A 15800-nucleotide genomic window follows, 5' to 3' on the forward strand; every position below is an offset into this window, starting at 1 on the left:
ACGGAGAAAAGAGGAATTATTGTCCAATATTAGATTGGGGATTGATCCTCAGTTATTTGAGATTCATTTACGAGAGGATTGAGAATGACTTCATTAGCTACACTATCAGCTTTACGGGCACGAATTGCTGGACGCGATCGCTTGTAACCGGCTCTTTCAGCTTTTTGGTGTTCGTAATCAATTAATCTGCCATAATATTCGTGCTTGCTTAAATTCATCGACAAGAAAATATGCTGGCGAGTATTACCAAAACCTTTGCGGTTAAAAAACTTTAATGCTGAAGTATTGGTGGGGTCAGTGTCTACCAACATAAACCGCGCCCCATCTTCAATCATCCGGGCGACGACTTTATCAACCAACTTGTCTGCAACTCCCCGACGCTGATACTTCGGACTAACTCCCAGCCATAAAATATATCCATAAGTCCAGGATGCTTTGGTGATGATCGTTCCCAAAACGAATCCTGCTAATTCCCCGTCTGTTTCAGCCACAAGACAGTATTCTGGATCGGTGTTGTAAAGTCCAATTACCTCCCATTCGTCCCAAGTGCGGTATAAATAAGGATATAAATCGCTGGTAAATAACCCTTCTCCCAAGTGGTAAACGGCAGCAATGTCATCAATTCCTAATTCGCCTACATAAATCGCTTCAGTTTCGTCAAAGCTTGACATAAATTTACATAAATTTAAAAGCTATAGCTTCTTTATACCCCGATTGGATTTTACAAACATCCTCTAATTTATAGGGTTAAGTGAGACTTCTTGAATGCTGTCAAAATTTGGCAATGAGTCTTTCACTGTTTCTTCAGTTGCTTGTATGCGATCGCAACGTTTGGCAAACTGACAATAATCACAGTTTTTACTACCCTCCAACACTTGGGGAAACTGCTGGTTCTTTTGATAATTTTCCAGCCAATGAGTTAACTGACTTAATAGTTGATTAAGTTTCTTCCCTGTTTGTGTATGTTGAGCAGTACTGTAATGAAATTTAATATTTTGCGGTTTTCCTTCAGATTGAACAAACCAATAAGTCATAGAAATCTTTTCTGGCAAATAGTCGCTAGTTTCTGCCAATACATACAGATAAAGCCGTGTTTGCCAGTTGGATTCTAACTTGCGTTTATTAGGTGGTTTCGGATAAGTTTTCCAGTCGAGAATTTGCGCTTGTTGGTTATCTGCAATCAATAAATCATAGATAACTGTGAGCAAATAATCCTGAACTTGCAGAGTGCGGTAGTGTTCGCTTTCACGGAAAGTTTGATTATCAGATGCAGTCGTTAAAATTTCTGGCGCTGCATCAGCAAAACCTAGCATCCAGCTTTGCAGTTGAGCATCTGCTTCCAGGAAACTATCAATTGGCAAACCCATTTCTCGCTGTTGCATTAGCAAGTGAAAGCGACTACCCAAAGTTAGCCGTTCTTCTTGTTCTGGATTTGCGGGAGAATTGAGTTTTTCGAGATAAGTATGTTGAAATTTCCGTGGACAAGCTTCTAGTAAGTTAAGTTGTCCTTGAGACAGTCGCAATAGTTGAGTGGGAGTTGACACCATTCTTCTATTTTAGAAGTAAATTATAATCTGCAACTCACCTTTGGCAGACTATCAGTAAAAAACAGGTATTTTTTACTGCCTTCACGTCTTGCTATTTCAACTCGTCTCGATCTACCTCATCCTGGCGCTCAGAATGTTTGCTTTTTCCTTGGGACTTGATTGAGCCAAAGCTGTAGGCTATAGCTATTTTAACGATGTCAAAATATGCTGGGTGATTAGCTTTGTTAACGATCGCCAAAGAAATTGACCCTGCCACTAAGATGATTAAAAGTGGTGAAAGTGTTTCTACCCCAGAGCCGTTGTTATTGGGCATGATATAATCTCCAAGTGAAAAGATTACGAAGCCTTTGGCTGACTTCACTCAACTAAAGGCTATTTATGGTCAGTACCAGCCTTAACCCCAAGACTCGAACATCATGGCGATCGCAAATAGACAGACTAGGAAAATCGCTATCCTCGTAATCCATGACCGTAGACTTGCAGATAAAAGTATCCCAACGATCGCATTTGCCCCTAAAGTGTGAGACACAACAAAGGCTATTCCCAGCCCCAGTAGCCCCAGCAGAAAATATTTGAGTCCTATACAAAACCACTTGAACAACAGATTATCGTTATCTTTGAGACTGGGTTTCATAGTTTTTTTCCTGTTTTGAAAGTTGAATCTAGGTAGCAGTTTGCGCTCCCCTGACCACACTAAGGAAACAGCGAATCTCCACAGTTTTGCTTCCACCAAGTCAAGGTAGACAAAAGTCCTACTCCTGAGTGGAGTGGGAATACCAACAAAGGTGGTTTTGATATTTGCGGCTCATGAAAAATTAAGCTCTTTGATGAATTATCGGGGCAATCTGGATATCAAAAATTAGGCGTTCAATGCGCGTAACAGCACAGAACGCGCATTATGCGCATTGAACCCTCGAAATCCCTACAGGCAATTTGTATACTTGCCTTTTTCAGAATTTACAGTTCCAGTCTTGGCCTTTATGTCTTACTCACTAAGTTTCTTTAATTCACCCGTAACCTTACTAAGTTACCGTGGTTTTTGCTGTTAAACTCACTATAAGGTAACTTAGTTACCTAGGTCAAGGTAAACTATAGAGAAAATTATTTAAATAGCATCAGATACAACAAACTCGGCTGAAGTCTCCAAATGAATCCTCGGTTTTGGGACTTTCAAATAAAAAAATACTAAACTATCTCACTCACCCGTAGCCAGTCTACAGGTAACTTATGCGGCTTCGTCTTTACCAAGCATCCTGCAGTATCACAGAGAATTTTGACAATTGAACTTTAAGTACTTGGCTAAAAAGGCTCAATTTGATATTGTTAATCAACATATCAGATTGATATATCAAAATGCTGAAGTTGGCAGTATTAGGTTTATTACAGCGAGAGCCTTTAAATGGTTATCGGCTCAAACAGCAACTAGAGATGTTTATGAGTTGCAGTATTTGTGTCAACTATGGCGCGATTTATCCTCTTCTGAGGCGCATGGAAGAACAAGGTGAAGTGATGTTATGTGCAGAACAAATAGAAGAAGGTGGGCATTGTGGAAAGGTATATGAGATTACACCCCTCGGCAAAAATACTTGGTATAGAGAGATGTTGGCATATCCTCATGAAAGCTGGGTGAATGCGCGATCGCGATTTCTAATCAAATTTTTTTTCTTTAGCCATTTATTACCCGAAGAACGAGTGCAGTTAATTGAACATCGATTAATGTCATGCCAATTACGCCTTGCGGAGAAAAAAGCAGTTGAAATTAGTGATGATTTATATCAAGCGAAAGTGCAGAGGCGGGCATTTGAAGTCATCAAATCGGAGATTGAGTGGCTAGTTGAGCAACTCCAAACAGAACAACTGCAATTAACTCAAACGCCAACCTCAATCAAGAGTGCTGAGTACTGAGTGCTGAGTGCTGAGTAAAACAGCCATAACACCAAAAACTTTTGAAGTATCCTAACTAACTATGTGGATCGTCAAAATTGCTTTACGTCTTCCGTATACATTCGCGATCGCCGCTTTGATGATTGCGATCCTGGGTGCAGTCACGATATTTGGTACACCAGTTGACATTTTTCCGGCAATTAACATTCCGGTTGTCAGCGTAGTTTGGACTTACACTGGTACCACATCTGAGGAAATGGCACAGCGAATCGTCACCATTAGCGAACGCGCTATGACAACAACTGTTGGTGACATCGAACACATTGAGTCTCAATCTTTGAGTGGTGTTAGTGTTGTCAAGGTTTTTTTCCAACCCAACGCTAATATCGCCTCAGCAGTCGCTCAAATTACCTCCGTCAGCCAAACAATTCTCCGCCCTTTGCCACCTGGAATTACACCGCCATTCATCATTCAATACAACGCTTCTTCTGTGCCGATTATCCAGATGAGTGTCAGTAGCAAAACCTTGCCGGAAGAAGCACTCTTCGACTATGCTACCAACTTCGTCCGCACCCAATTAGCAACAGTGCAAGGAGCGAGTGTACCTCTGCCCTATGGTGGTAAACCTCGGCAAATTATGGTTGATATCGATCCCCAAGCGATGTTGGCTAATGGTATTTCTGCTCAAGATGTGACTAATGCTGTCAGTGCCCAAAACCTGGTTTTGCCAGCAGGGGATATGAAAATAGGCGATCGCGACTTCGCCGTACAAATCAATAATAGTCCAAGTGTGGTGGAAGCCCTCAACGACTTACCGATTAAGCAAGTTAATGGTACTGTCATTTCCATTCGTGATGTCGCGCAGGTAAGAGATGGCTTTGGTGTGCAATCGAACATTGTACGTCAGAATGGCAGGCGATCGAGCTTACTTAGTATCCTGAAGAGTGGCAATGCCTCAACCATTGATGTGATCGAGCGAGTCAAAAAAACTTTACCTCGCATCCAATCCACCTTGCCCCCAGAACTGAATTTAGCGTTTTTGTTCGATCAATCTATATTTGTGAAAGCTTCTATTCAAGGCGTTCTCAAAGAAGGATTGATTGCAGCCTGTCTCACCGCGCTGATGATTTTGATTTTCCTGGGAAGTTGGCGCAGCACCGTAATTGTAGCCGTATCGATTCCTCTCTCGATGCTAGTTTCAATTATTGTCATGAGTCGTTTGGGACAAACTTTCAACATCATGACCTTAGGTGGTTTGTCCTTAGCTGTAGGTATTCTGGTAGATGATGCCACAGTAGAAATTGAAAATATCCACCGAAATCTCGGACAAGGTAAACCCATCAAGCGAGCAATCTTAGATGGAGCGCAGCAAATCGCCACTCCAGCACTTGTAGCAACATTATGTATTTGTATTGTCTTTGTGCCGGTCGTGTTTCTCAGTGGAGTGGCAAAGTACCTATTTGTCCCCCTAGCGATGGCGGTAGTATTTGGAATGCTTGCTTCTTATGTGCTATCTCGGACTGTAGTACCGACAATGGCAAGCTATCTCCTACCATCCGAAGTAGACTGGCATAGAGAAAGCGAGGAGCATAATGGTAACAACAACCATCATCTAGATTCGCCAGTTCAAAACAATAATGGTAGCGACGATCGCCACAGCCATTCGCTAGTCGAAATCCATGATAATCGCGATCGCCACACCCATTCGCCAGTCCAAAACAATAATGGTCATAGCGATAACCACCAAACAGAAGAGGCAGCAACGACAACTGCCGAACCTGTGAAGAAAGATTGGATATGGCGGTTACACGAAAAATTTAACCGACAATTTGATAAATTTCGCAGTTGGTACTATGGTGTCTTGACCTCAGCATTAAATCACCGCCGCATAGTCTTTGTGCTATTTGGTGCTTTTATCGTCAGTGCCGGAGTTTTGTTGCCGTTTGTCGGTCAAGACTTTTTCCCGGAAGTCGATGGTGGTCAATTTAGCCTCCATGTTCGAGCCTTACCTGGTACTCGTTTGGAAGAGACAGAAAAAATTGTCAGCCAAGTTGAAGGCGTTATCCGCCAAACTGTACCCAAAGAGAATCTCGCTTTGATTCTAGATAACATCGGCTTACCCACCAGTGGCATTAACCTTACTTATGGCTACAACGGCGCGACAATTGGACAGGCTGATGCTGATATTCTTGTGTCCCTAAAAGAATCTGGTGCAACTTTTTCTTACGTCAAGGAACTCCGCCAGAAATTGAAAGCGACATTTCCCAACTACACTTTCTTTTTTGAGCCGGCTGATATTGTGACTCAAATTCTCAATTTCGGTTTGCCTGCTGCTGTTGATGTGCAAATATCTGGCCCTCTGAAAAATTCAAAAGGCAACTTTGAAATTGCCCAACAAATCGCCGCGCGGATGACGCGCATTCCTGGGGCTGTAGATGTACATCTCCAGCAAGTTGTCGATGCTCCCAAATTACGTCTTGATGTCGATCGCACTGAGGCTCAACAATTGGGTATGACCCAGCGTGATGTTGCCAATAGCGTCCTCACTTCCTTAAGTTCAAGCGGTCAAGCTGCAATCAACCAATGGCTCGATCCCAAAAAAGGCGTGAGTTACACCCTGGCTGTACAAGTTCCTCAATATAAACTTGACTCTATTGATAGCCTGAAAAATACGCCAGTTGGCAACGGTCAAACTGCACCGCAACTTTTGGGTAATTTGGCTAGTGTCAAACGCGACACAGTGATGCAAGTTGTAAATCACTACAACATTCAGCCAGTTTTCGATATCTACGCTAACTCCTCCGGTCGCGATCTGGGGGGAGTTGCCGGCGATGTCAATCGAATCATCGCTGATTATCAGAAAAAATTGCCTAAGGGAAGTCAGATTAATATTCGCGGGCAAGTGCAAACGATGAACTCTTCCTTTTTAGGACTTGGTTTCGGACTTGTGTTTGCAATTGTGTTGGTTTACTGCTTAATGGTAGTGAACTTCCAATCTTGGCTCGATCCCCTGATTATTATGATGGCGCTGCCAAGTGCCTTATCAGGGATCATTTGGATGCTGTTTGTCACCCGCACCACCCTAAGCGTCCCTTCGTTAATGGGTGCAATTATGAGTATCGGTGTAGCGACATCAAACAGTATTTTAATGATTACTTTTGCTAACGAGCAACGTGTAGAAGGGGAAAATGCCTATAAAGCAGCTCTCGCGGCAGGCTATACAAGGTTGCGTCCGGTATTGATGACTGCCTTAGCCATGCTGATCGGGATGGTGCCAATGTCTCTCGGTCTTGGTGAAGGTGGTGAGCAGAATGCACCTTTGGGTCGCGCCGTAATTGGCGGTTTGTCAGCTGCAACAGTCGCGACCCTGATCTTTGTACCTGTTGTATACAGCATTATGCGGCGTCAACAACCTCGTCCTATTGATGAGGATAATGACGATTTAAATTTCTCAGATTCCAAGACAGCCTATTCGTTGTCATCATCTGAAGGCAAGTCATAGACATATTTTAGGAGCTACGGTGTACACATAAATCTTTTAAAGTTAGCGTGAGTTCGACAAGTGCTATTTTGATCTCTCCCTCAGCCCCTCTCCACAAGGCTACGGTGTACACACAAGTCGAATTACCCCCCTTAATCCCCCCTTGGAAAGGGGGGAAACAGGAATCTAGTTCCCTCCCCTTTCCAAGGGGAGGGTTAGGGTGGGGTAAAACCCTGGTTAATCAGCTATTTCAGACTTGTGTGTATACCGTAGCTCCTACAAGGAGAGGGGAGGGAGAGGTCTGTCGAACTCACGTTAAAGTTACTACGTAACGTAGGGAAGATTAATTTTTGCAGGTCAATGCAACAAAGGTGCAAGTCAATGCAACAAAGGTGCAGGTCAAAAACTTGTGTGTACACCGTAGGGGAAAGGGAAAAGGTTAAAGGAAAAAGGTTTTTTCTGAGCTGCTTTCCCTTTTACCCCTTACCTGAATGGCACTTCTGCAAGAAGTCTAATAATGGTAATGACTCTAGCTGCTAGATTTCTGCAAATTAAGATAATACAGGACAGTTTACCTATGGATTCTCAGCATCGTCCATCTCCTGATTCTGAACAACAAACGACTTCTAGAAAACACAGGCGCGGCATCGGTGGTATTGGTTGGGCTGTAATTGGTGCTGTTTTTTTTGGTAGCTTACTGGCCATAGGCATTCTACCCCGATTGGGCCAAAAGTCAGAATTACAAGCAGCGGTCAAGGAAGCAAGCACCCTAGCCTCAGTGAACGTGATCACTCCCCGTCGCGCTACTGGTGCTACCAAAGTGGAACTACCTGGCAGTGTTGTAGCCCAGAATCAAACGACCATATACGCTCGCAGTACTGGCTATTTACGGCGGTGGTACGCAGATATTGGCGATCGCGTCCGAGCTGGTCAGTTGTTGGCGGAGATTGATTCACCAGACACGGATCAGCAAGTTCTGCAAGCAAAGGCAGAGTTAGTGCAAGCCCAAGCTAATGTATCTCAAACTCGTGCTAATTTAGCTAAAAGTATTTCTGATTTGAAACAAGCCCGCGCTAATCTCTTGATAGCGCGTCAGAGTTGGGAGCGCTGGCAAGTTCTTGTCAAACAAGGTGCAGTACCTCAACAAGATGCAGATACAAAATATGCCACATATCAAGCTAATCTTGCCAGCGTTGAGGCAGCACAAAACACTATTAATTCTGACTCTGCCAACATCAATGCAGCACAAGCTAACGCCTACGCAAGTCAAGCAAACTTCCAGCGTAATACCGTATTGCAGTCTTATAAGAAAGTCACTGCTCCTTTTGCAGGAGTGATTACTGCACGTAACGTCAATACAGGTGTTTTAATTTCAGCAGGTAATGGCAACACCAGTACCAGCAACACTAACACTAGCAATAGCAGCCTTTATACTATTGCTGCTTATGACAATCTAAAAGTAAATGTGAGTGTTCCACAGAGTTTATCACAGTCACTTCAAACTGGACAAACAGCACAAATTACAGTTAGAGAGTTACCCCAACGAGTGTTTACGGGTAAAGTAGTGCGTACTAGCAACGCTATAGATCCAACTACTCGTACTTTACTGACACAGTTAGAAGTACACAATTCAGACACGACGCTGCGACCTGGGATGTATGCCAATGTCAAATTTGCCATTAACCGCACCAATCCTCCCTTTGTTGTGCCAGATAGTGTTTTAGTCGTTAATGCCGGAGGTACGCAGGTAGCAACTGTAACCAAAGATCACACAGTGCATTATCAAAAAGTTGCCGTTGGGCGAGATTATGGTACTGAAATAGAAATTACATCAGGTCTGACAGGAAATGAATCGCTCATTGCCACTCCTACGGTTGATGAGACAGAGGGTTTGCGCGTGCAGCCAGTTGCACCAACAAAGTAGACTCAATGTATCTAAGTGAGGTAGACTAAACTCATCCGTGCGATCGCGCACCTCATCAGAAAAAGAACGATAAAGCCCAAGAAAGCATTCCCAGAGCAGCAAATGTCTACCCCGAAATATTGAGGGGATATTGGGTTGGCAGTAATGTTATCTCACTATGTGAGATAACATTGGTTTGTAATGTGTCTTTGTGTGAGTATGAGTGTGATTCCCGAAAACGTTCTTTTGGCTTTTGCCGAAAAACGGTGCTTGTCTAGCAGCGAGATAGAGGTTTTTTTACATGCTGTTGAGGGACAATCGCCAAATGCGATCGCTAAAAAACTGGCAATCAGTGCCGAGGCAGTACGCAAAAGATTAAGTGAAGTTTACAAGAAATTTAATGTTATTGGTAGCGGCCCAGGAAAGCTCACTAAGTTACAGCAAGTTATTGAATCTGAGTATCAAGCATCTTTACTGAATGAGAAATCCATTACCCAAAACCGCCAAGATTGGGGTGAAGCACCTGGCGTCTGCTTTTTTCGGGGACGCATAGCAGAATTGTCTCAGCTACAGCAGTGGCTGATCAAGGATAATTGCCGACTAGTGGCAATATTGGGAATGGGCGGAATTGGCAAAACTGCTTTATCGGTGAAACTGGCAAAGGAAGTTCAGGAAAACTTTGAGTATTTGATTTGGCGAAGTCTCCGCAATGCGCCACCTGTAGCCGAGATGTTAGCGAACCTGATCGGATTTTTATCTGATGAGAGAGAAACAGATTTGCCAGAAAGCATAGATGGTAGAGTAACACTGCTGATTACTTATTTACGAGAGCGCCGTTGTCTTGTGGTATTTGATAATACAGAGACAATTTTACAAGAAGGCGATCGCGCCGGACAATATAGACAAGAATACGAAGACTATGGTCAACTACTTAGTCGAGTAGGGGAAGAACCGCATCAAAGCTGTTTGCTGCTGACATCTCGTGAAAAACCAAAAGAATTTGCTCCTTTAGAGGGAGAAGCATCACCAGTCAGAACATTATCGTTAATCGGTTTAGAAAAAACTGAAGGGCAAGAAATTCTCCAAGATAAAGGATTATTTGGCTCACCACAGGAATGGGCCAAGTTAGTTGAGAAGTATTCAGGTAATCCTTTAGCATTAAAGCTAGTTTCTGAGCCAATTCGAGAGTTATTTGATGGTGATATCGCTGCCTTTCTGGCTGAAGGAGAGATAATTTTTGGCGACACCCGCAATTTACTAGACCAGCAATTTGAGCGGTTATCAGAGATCGAAAAAGAAATAATTTATTGGCTAGCAATCAAGCGCGAGTTAGTTTCTCTAGACGAATTGCTCAATGATATTGTGCGTCCCTTGACCAAAAGGGAAGTGATGGAGGCGCTAGAATCTCTACGGAGGCGATCGCTAATTGAACAAAGAAAAGCACTTTTCACCCTCCAGTCTGTGGTAATGGAATACATAACCGACCAACTTATTGAACAAGTTTGTCATGAAATTACCACTCGTAATATTAGACTATTTATCAGCCATGCTTTAATGGAAGCGACGACCAAAGATTATATTAGAAACACTCAGATTACCCTGATTATTAAACCAATTATAGATAGGTTATCAACTATTTTTCGATATGCTAAAAATATTGAACATCATCTATATCAAATTTTATTGTACCTGCGACAAACTCCCCAAACAGCAGGATATGCAGGTGGAAATCTGTTAAATATTCTTTGTCAACTACAAATTGATTTTAGCGGCTATGACTTTTCAAATCTGACCATTTGGCAAGCATATTTACAAAGTGTGAATTTGCATCGGGTAAATTTTGCCAATACCGATTTAGCTAAATGCGTTTTTGCAGAAACATTAGTTAGTATTTCGTCAGTCGCATTTAGCCCGAATGGAAAACTTTTGGCTACGGGTGATGCTGATGGCAAAACTTACTTGTGGCAAGTTGACGATGGAAAGCTACTTTTTACCTGTATTGGACATAGCAGTTGGGTAAAATCAGTTGCCTTCAGTCCCGATGGTCAAACTTTAGCTAGTGGCAGTGATGACCAAACAGTGAAGTTATGGGATGTTGATGATGGTAAATGCCTGAAAACCTTGCAGGGACATAGCAATTGGGTCAGGTCAGTTGCCTTTAGTCCCGATGGTCAAACTTTAGCTAGTGGCAGTGAAGACCAAACAGTAAAGTTATGGAATGTCCACATCGGCAAATGTCTGATAACTTTGCAGGAAAATACCAATCGAATTATGTCAGTTGCCTTCAGTCCCGATGGTCAAACTTTAGCTAGTTGCAGTGAAAAGCAAACAGTGAAGTTATGGGATGTTCGTGATGGTAAATGCCTGAAAATTTTGCAGGGACATAGCAGTTGGGTAAGGTCAGTTGCTTTTAGTCCTGATGGTGAAATTTTGGCTACTGGCAGTGACGACCAAACGGTGAAATTATGGGATCTTCGTGATGCTAAATCTCTGAAAACCTTGGAGGGACATACCAATCGCGTCTGGTCGGTTGCCTTTAGTCCCGATGGTCAAACTTTAGCTAGCGCTGGTGACGACCAAACCGTGAAATTATGGGATATTCGTGATGGTAAATGTCTGAAAACCTTCCAGGGGCATACCAATCGGGTAAGGTCAGTTGCTTTCAGTCCTGATGGTCGAACTTTAGCTAGTGGTAGTGAAAACCAAACAGTGAAGTTATGGAATGTCCAGGATGGTAAGTCCTTGACAACCTTGCAAGGGCATAGCAATCGGGTAAGGTCAGTTGCTTTCAGTCCCGATGGTCAAATTTTAGCTAGCGGCAGTGAAAAACAAACAGTGAAATTATGGGATGTCCGTAACGATAAGTTTCTCAAAATTTTGGAGGGGCATAACAGTTGGGTACGGTCAATTGCCTTCAGTCCTGATGGTCAAATTTTAGCTAGCGGCAGTGAAAAGCAAACAATTAAATTATGGAATGTTCACACGGGGCAATGCCTGAAAAAATTGCAGGAACATACCAATCGAATTAGATCGGTTGCTTTTAGTCCTAATGGTGAAATTTTAGCTAGCGGCAGTGACGATCAAACAGTGAAATTATGGGATATCTACACCGGCAAATGTCTCCAAACCTTGAAAGGGCATACCAGTTGGGTAAGATCGGTTGCCTTTAGTCCCGATGGTCAAACTTTAGCTAGTGGCAGTGAAAACCAAAGAGTGAGGTTATGGGATATTTATACAGGCAAATGTCTTCATATTTTGGAAGGACATAGCAATCGGATTAGGTCAGTTACTTTCAGCCCAGATGGTCAGACTTTAGCTAGTGGTAGTGATGACCAAACCGTGAAGTTATGGGATGTTTTCATGGGCAAGTGCTTCACAACCTTGCAAGAACACACTAATCGAATCTGGTCAGTTGCCTTTAGTCCCGATGGTCAGACTTTAGCTAGTGCCAGTGAAGACCAAACGATAAAATTATGGGATGTCTATAATGGCAAGTGCCTGAAAACTTTGCAGGGGGCTAATTGGGTAAAGTCAGTTACCTTTAGTCCCGATGGGCAAACCCTGATTAGTGGTAGCCAAGATGAGACAATTAAGCTTTGGGATGTATCGACGGGTGAGTGTGTAAGAACACTGCGATCGCCACGACCCTATGAAAAAATGAATATCACCGGGGTTACAGGATTAACCGCAGCGCAGTTAGTAACGCTCAAAGCTTTAGGGGCAGTGGAAAATGGAGAGCAAAAATAAAAGGTAAAAGAATGAATTTTGCCTTTTTCCTTCATCCTTTTACCTTTTTTATGTACCTGATGCTTATTTCATGTTAGCCCTTGCGTCCTTAACTGCGGCAAAGAAAAATAATCCTGTGAGTGGAATGCTTAATACCAGGATAATTGCCGTGGCTGTGAAACCAAAATCTGGTTGTCCGTAACCGAGTTCAAAAATCGAACCGACGGCGGCGATCGCACTTACACAAGAACCACCCAGAAATAAACTGCTTTTTGGAGTTAAATACACTACTGCCCCCCTATACTATTGGTTTCACCGCTTGATACGAGAAGCCATTCTTAGATAGCTCCTGGGCTAAAGTCAAGGAGTTTTCTACACGGTCTACAAATACCACGCCGTTAAGGTGATCCATCTCGTGTTGAATGCAGCGTCCTAGAAGGTCATTAGCTTTTAATGTCCGGGGACGACCATATTCGTCTTTATAGGCAATTTCCACGACTTCGGGGCGCTTCACGTCTAAATATACGTTGGGAATACTCAAGCATCCTTCTTGGGCAACAGAGAGGTCGCAGCTGACTTGTTTAATGGTGGGGTTAATCAACACCAAAGGCTGATTAGCTGCGTTCTCTGGTTCCAGGTCGATGACAACTAATTGTTTGTGAATTCCCACTTGGGGCGCAGCCAAACCAATGCCATCTTTGCTGTACATAGTTTGCAGCATTTCGCGCACTATTTGGCGAAGTTCGTCATCAACTTTAGAAATCCGCTTTGCAGCTTGACGCAGCACGCGATCGCCTAAATAATGAAGTTCCAAAGGTGGATTTTTTAACTTTTTTTTCTCGACAGCAATTTCAGAGGGCATGAGTCTCGATGGCTAGATGGTGAAAATTCTTACTATTTTAATTCTATCAATCTCAGTTAGAGGATGTTTAAAAAGTCCTGGAGTATAACAAAAACCCAGATGCCATTCCTCTCTTTGCTTGCTGAACGGCAGGCTGACACCAAGAGTCAGAGGCTGTGAAACCCTTATTTTATTGTCATAAAGGTTTGCTATGGGGTTAGGTCTCCGAGGTTGTATTGTTAGCAATAATACTTTTTAAATATCCCCTTAGACGTAGTACCAATCTCCAAAATAATTCTTGTGAAGTCACGTTGCAGCATACTTTGAGTGATAATTTTATCGAGGCTGATATCATTAAACAATACTTTTAAAGCTTCTGAACCTCGCCGAATGTGAAATCGATTGTCAGGCGTTTACCAGCCTATTTCTGATTCACATCTGATTGCAACAAGAATTTCTATACAATTTTTCTTAGTAAAAATATTTCTTGATGGGAACCTATCTTTAGCAATATTTTCTGGCATCCTCACCACATTCATTGACTAAATATAATAAACACTTAAAGCGAAGACCAACTATCTGTTCATAAAGAGGATTTAATTTACACAGAGGTGGAATCTGAAACAGAGTCAGACCGAAAATTTTAACAGTTCTTTCAAAAGGGCAATTGGAAGGAATTATTTTGCACAATAGTCTGGCCAGACTAGAATTATGTATTTCTACTGACTCAAGCTGATAGCGGATTTGGTTTAATAAGCTATTGTCCAAATGGGCTTTATTCAAGAAGTTCATGGTTCAACGTTCCTTTAATAAATCTGTTTCTCCCTACCAAATTACTACGATCCCCAGAGAAAAACATCGTATAAATACCAAACTATTTCCCACTTTTTTGAGGTCAAGTTTAAAGGACAGTAAAATTGCTGAGAAACCAGAAAAGCTAGCCAATTATTATCAATATCTGTTAGAGGCAATAGTGAGACCAATTTGAAAAAAGGATGGGACAGATACATACTCCCAAACCTTTGTTCTGTCTGGCTTTCTTAATTTTTAATTTTTAATTTTTAATTTTTAATTTTTAATTTTTAATTGGTATGAGTATATCTGTGGCAAATGGTATGAAAATTGGGTAAATAGTGGAGACAGCAGGAGGACAGAAGAAGGAAGTAGCAACAGATAAAAGCTGATGTATTGGCAAACTTTGCACCATTGACTATAAATAGTGGTGTTATTGACGCAAAGAGGCAAAAGCTGAACTTAGTGCTTTGGCGTTAAGTTCAAATTTTGAGGTGGTGTGTGTTTAAATCTTTCACGAAACTTGACTATCTGCTGAAAGAAACTTTCCTCGGTTTACTGCGGGGAGGTTGGATGAATTGGGCTGCTGTCAGTACTGTGACAGTGTTACTGTTTTTATTCGGCTTGAGTTTGCAAACCTCTTGGCAAGTTGAAAAACTCCTTTATCAGTTTGGTAGCCAGCTAGAAGTATCAGTTTATCTGGAACCAGATACGCAAATCGAAAGTATTGAGCCACTAATCGCAAAAATGCCAGAGGTGGCGGCGATAAAAACCATTACCAAAGAACAAGCTTGGACTAAGTTAGTTAAGGAAATGAGAATTTCTGATATTGAGGGTGCTACCCAGCAACTGGGTGAGAATCCTCTGGTTGATGAGATGAAGGTGAAAGCACGTAATTCTCAAGTTGTACCGACTTTAGCAACACAGTTGGCTAAATTACGAGGAGTTGAGACGGTGCAGTATGTCGATGAAGCAGTCAAACGCATTGCCCAGTTGCACCGAGGTCTGAACTGGATTACTTTAACAATTACCATTATTCTGACTTTAACAGCGATCGCAGTGACTACCACCACAATTAGGCTGATTGTCATGGCGCGTCGCCAGGAAATTGAAATTATGCAACTAGTGGGAGCGACTTCTGTTTGGATTTACCTCCCGTTCATTTTACAAGGAATTGTCTTTGGTTTGGTTGGTGGTGCGATCGCTTGGAGTTTCATTTCTGTGATTCAACAGTTTCTCGGTAAGTTGCTAGTCAATCAACCTGAGTTTATCCAAGTCATCACCAACAGAGTGCAACTCACTCCAGCAGAAATTTTATTATTGCCCCTGATTCTTTTGAGTTTCGGTGCAGGTGTAGGATTAATGGGGAGCTTATTTGCTGTCCGACGTTTTGCTAAAGGATAGTCATTGGTCATTAGTCACTTGTACTGAGCGTAGTCGAAGTATTAGTCCTTTGTCCTTTGTCATTGGAACTTCGACCTCTGAACTCGGAACTTCGACCTCTGAACTCGGAACTTCGACCTCTGAACTCGGAATTTCGACCTCTGAACTCGGAATTTCGACCTCTGAACTCGGAACTTCGACCTCTGAACTCGGAACTTCGACCTCTGAACTCGGAATTTCGAC

The 15800-nt window shown here is 42.5% G+C and carries 13 protein-coding genes; 5 read left to right on the forward strand and 8 right to left on the reverse strand.

The features are described 5' to 3' along the window. Positions 1-29: 29 nt before the first annotated feature. The 4 genes from HWQ43_RS20890 to HWQ43_RS20905 form a co-directional block, all read right to left on the reverse strand. The gene (locus tag HWQ43_RS20890) at positions 30-671 is read right to left on the reverse strand and encodes a GNAT family N-acetyltransferase (RefSeq protein WP_292737624.1); all 642 of its coding nucleotides are present in this window, start codon (positions 669-671) and stop codon (positions 30-32) included. Positions 672-734: 63 nt separating this feature from the next. Next, complete coding sequence (locus tag HWQ43_RS20895; protein ID WP_292737626.1) at positions 735-1547, reverse strand: PD-(D/E)XK nuclease family protein; 813 nt, start codon at positions 1545-1547, stop codon at positions 735-737. Positions 1548-1638: 91 nt separating this feature from the next. Then, a complete protein-coding gene (locus tag HWQ43_RS20900; RefSeq protein WP_292737628.1) occupies positions 1639-1860 on the reverse strand; it encodes a hypothetical protein in 222 nt (73 codons plus the stop codon). Between the two features lie 81 nt (positions 1861-1941). After that, the gene (locus tag HWQ43_RS20905; RefSeq protein ID WP_292737630.1) at positions 1942-2181 is read right to left on the reverse strand and encodes a hypothetical protein; all 240 of its coding nucleotides are present in this window, start codon (positions 2179-2181) and stop codon (positions 1942-1944) included. Between the two features lie 719 nt (positions 2182-2900). On the opposite strand from HWQ43_RS20905, the gene HWQ43_RS20910 reads away from it, so the two are divergent. From HWQ43_RS20910 to HWQ43_RS20925, 4 genes are all read left to right on the forward strand, one after another. Next, a complete protein-coding gene (locus tag HWQ43_RS20910; protein WP_292737632.1) occupies positions 2901-3452 on the forward strand; it encodes a PadR family transcriptional regulator in 552 nt (183 codons plus the stop codon). Positions 3453-3513: 61 nt separating this feature from the next. Next, complete coding sequence (locus HWQ43_RS20915; RefSeq protein WP_292737635.1) at positions 3514-6933, forward strand: efflux RND transporter permease subunit; 3420 nt, start codon at positions 3514-3516, stop codon at positions 6931-6933. Positions 6934-7489: 556 nt separating this feature from the next. Further along, on the forward strand, positions 7490-8836 hold the full coding sequence (locus HWQ43_RS20920; RefSeq protein WP_292737637.1) for an efflux RND transporter periplasmic adaptor subunit: 1347 nt from the start codon (positions 7490-7492) through the stop codon (positions 8834-8836). A 198-nt stretch (positions 8837-9034) separates the two neighbouring features. Beyond that, positions 9035-12562, forward strand: a complete 3528-nt coding sequence (locus HWQ43_RS20925) for an NB-ARC domain-containing protein (RefSeq protein ID WP_292737639.1) — start codon at positions 9035-9037, stop codon at positions 12560-12562. Between the two features lie 63 nt (positions 12563-12625). Here the strand turns inward: HWQ43_RS20925 and HWQ43_RS20930 are convergent, their stop codons facing one another. The 3 genes from HWQ43_RS20930 to HWQ43_RS20940 all read right to left on the reverse strand — a co-directional run bounded on the left by HWQ43_RS20930 (position 12626) and on the right by HWQ43_RS20940 (position 14174). Then, positions 12626-12829: a hypothetical protein gene (locus tag HWQ43_RS20930; protein WP_094351396.1), complete on the reverse strand. Its 204-nt coding sequence runs from the start codon at positions 12827-12829 to the stop codon at positions 12626-12628. Positions 12830-12839: 10 nt separating this feature from the next. Then, complete coding sequence (gene def / locus HWQ43_RS20935) at positions 12840-13403, reverse strand: peptide deformylase (protein ID WP_292737641.1); 564 nt, start codon at positions 13401-13403, stop codon at positions 12840-12842. 483 nt (positions 13404-13886) lie between these two features. After that, positions 13887-14174 carry a Mo-dependent nitrogenase C-terminal domain-containing protein gene (locus tag HWQ43_RS20940; protein WP_292737643.1) on the reverse strand — a complete coding sequence of 96 codons (288 nt, stop codon included), beginning with the start codon at positions 14172-14174 and terminating at the stop codon, positions 13887-13889. Between the two features lie 501 nt (positions 14175-14675). On the opposite strand from HWQ43_RS20940, the gene HWQ43_RS20945 reads away from it, so the two are divergent. Continuing rightward, positions 14676-15578 carry an ABC transporter permease gene (locus HWQ43_RS20945; protein WP_292737645.1) on the forward strand — a complete coding sequence of 301 codons (903 nt, stop codon included), beginning with the start codon at positions 14676-14678 and terminating at the stop codon, positions 15576-15578. Here the strand turns inward: HWQ43_RS20945 and HWQ43_RS20950 are convergent. Continuing rightward, positions 15579-15800: hypothetical protein (locus HWQ43_RS20950; protein WP_292737647.1), on the reverse strand; the 222-nt coding region annotated here is incomplete at its 5' end.

Origin of the sequence: Nostoc sp. JL31, from assembly GCF_017114965.1 — a bacterium.
Lineage (GTDB): Bacteria > Cyanobacteriota > Cyanobacteriia > Cyanobacteriales > Nostocaceae > Nostoc > Nostoc punctiforme_A.

Bases quoted from the DNA above. Each gene is read 5' to 3' on its own strand.
- HWQ43_RS20890 (WP_292737624.1), bottom strand. From the start codon at position 671: ATGTCAAGCTTTGACGAAACTGAAGCGATTTATGTAGGCGAATTAGGA.
- HWQ43_RS20895 (WP_292737626.1), bottom strand. From the start codon at position 1,547: ATGGTGTCAACTCCCACTCAACTATTGCGACTGTCTCAAGGACAACTT.
- HWQ43_RS20900 (WP_292737628.1), bottom strand. From the start codon at position 1,860: ATGCCCAATAACAACGGCTCTGGGGTAGAAACACTTTCACCACTTTTA.
- HWQ43_RS20905 (WP_292737630.1), bottom strand. From the start codon at position 2,181: ATGAAACCCAGTCTCAAAGATAACGATAATCTGTTGTTCAAGTGGTTT.
- HWQ43_RS20910 (WP_292737632.1), top strand. From the start codon at position 2,901: ATGCTGAAGTTGGCAGTATTAGGTTTATTACAGCGAGAGCCTTTAAAT.
- HWQ43_RS20915 (WP_292737635.1), top strand. From the start codon at position 3,514: ATGTGGATCGTCAAAATTGCTTTACGTCTTCCGTATACATTCGCGATC.
- HWQ43_RS20920 (WP_292737637.1), top strand. From the start codon at position 7,490: ATGGATTCTCAGCATCGTCCATCTCCTGATTCTGAACAACAAACGACT.
- HWQ43_RS20925 (WP_292737639.1), top strand. From the start codon at position 9,035: ATGAGTGTGATTCCCGAAAACGTTCTTTTGGCTTTTGCCGAAAAACGG.
- def (WP_292737641.1), bottom strand. From the start codon at position 13,403: ATGCCCTCTGAAATTGCTGTCGAGAAAAAAAAGTTAAAAAATCCACCT.
- HWQ43_RS20940 (WP_292737643.1), bottom strand. From the start codon at position 14,174: ATGAACTTCTTGAATAAAGCCCATTTGGACAATAGCTTATTAAACCAA.